General features: G+C 43.9%; 1 protein-coding gene and 1 pseudogene. Both read left to right on the top strand.

The genetic code is table 11. The annotated features are described in order from the left end of the window. A pseudogene (locus GMD4S_RS12110) lies at positions 1 to 699 on the top strand (ATPase); the annotation flags it as partial. A gap of 207 nt (positions 700 to 906) precedes the next feature. Next, a partial coding sequence (locus GMD4S_RS12105; RefSeq protein WP_000624076.1) for a tRNA (adenine(22)-N(1))-methyltransferase occupies positions 907 to 1477 on the top strand: 571 nt, incomplete at its 3' end.

The raw sequence follows: 1477 nt of genomic DNA, 5'->3' as shown, positions 1-1477 counted from the left end.
ATCGTTATGGCTGAAGGAGATCCTGCGACTCGTCAGATTGCTAATCTGGTTCTCTTGAACTCTGACTTTAATGATGTTCCTGAGATTCTCTTTGAAGGTCGTCGTGTGGTCAATAACATTGCCCATATTGCACCGATTTTCTTGATAAAGACAATCTATTCCTTCTTGCTCGCTGTCATCTGTATCGCCAGTGCTCTTCTAGGACGGTCTGAGTGGATTTTGATTTTCCCCTTCATTCCAATCCAGATTACCATGATTGACCAGTTCGTGGAAGGGTTCCCGCCATTTGTTCTGACTTTTGAGCGAAATATCAAACCAGTCGAAGCAAACTTCCTCAGAAAATCCATGCTTCGTGCCCTACCAAGCGCACTGATGGTTGTGTTCAGCGTTCTTTTTGTGAAAATTTTTGGAGCGAGTCAAGGTTGGTCTGAGTTAGAAATCTCAACCCTACTCTATTATCTCTTGGGGTCTATCGGTTTCTTATCTGTATTTAGAGCCTGCATGCCATTTACCCTCTGGCGTGTCCTCTTGATTGTCTGGTCAGTAGGTGGTTTCCTAGCCACAGCTCTCTTCCCAAGAATCCAGAAACTGCTTGAAATTTCGACACTTACAGGACAAACACTGCCTGTTTATGGGGCCATGATGTTGGTCTTTACCGTGATTTTCATTCTAACCAGTCGTTACCAAGCTAGAAAATAAAGAAAGACTGCAATCTGTGGATTGCGGTCTTTTTAGGTGCAAGATTGCTAGCTGATACTCAATGAAAATCAAAGAGCAAACTAGGAAACTAGCCGCAGGCTGTACTTGAGTACGGCAAGGCGACGTTGACGCGGTTTGAATTTGATTTTTGAAGAGTATGAAATGTGGTATAATAAGAGGTAACAGAGTTTTGGAAAGTGAGAGAAGATGATTTCAAAGAGATTAGAATTGGTGGCGTCCTTTGTGCCCCAAGGTGCTGTGTTACTAGATGTGGGGAGTGACCATGCTTATCTGCCTATCGAGTTGGTCGAGAGAGGGCAAATTGAAGGTGCCATTGCAGGCGAAGTGGTGGTTGGTCCCTACCAGTCTGCGGTCAAAAATGTAGAGGCTCACGGTCTAAAGGAGAAAATCCAAGTCCGTTTAGCCAATGGTTTGGCATCTTTTGAAGAATCTGATCAAGTATCGGTCATCACTATTGCTGGTATGGGCGGGCGCTTGATTGCAACGATCCTAGAAGAAGGCTTGGACAAGCTTGCGAATGTAGAACGTTTAATCCTCCAGCCCAATAATCGTGAAGACGACTTGCGCATCTGGCTACAAGACCACGGTTTTCAAATCGTAGCAGAAAGCATCCTAGAAGAAGCTGGCAAGTTTTATGAAATTCTAGTTGTGGAAGCAGGACAAATGAAGCTATCAACCAGTGATGTTCGCTTTGGACTTTTCTTGTCCAAAGAAGTCAGCTCAGTCTTTATCAAAAAATGGCAAAAAGAAGCTACTA

It is taken from the genome of Streptococcus sp. GMD4S, from assembly GCF_000296955.1.
Note: the sequence above shows the minus strand (reverse complement) of the source record. Positions and strands in the feature narration are given on the sequence as shown.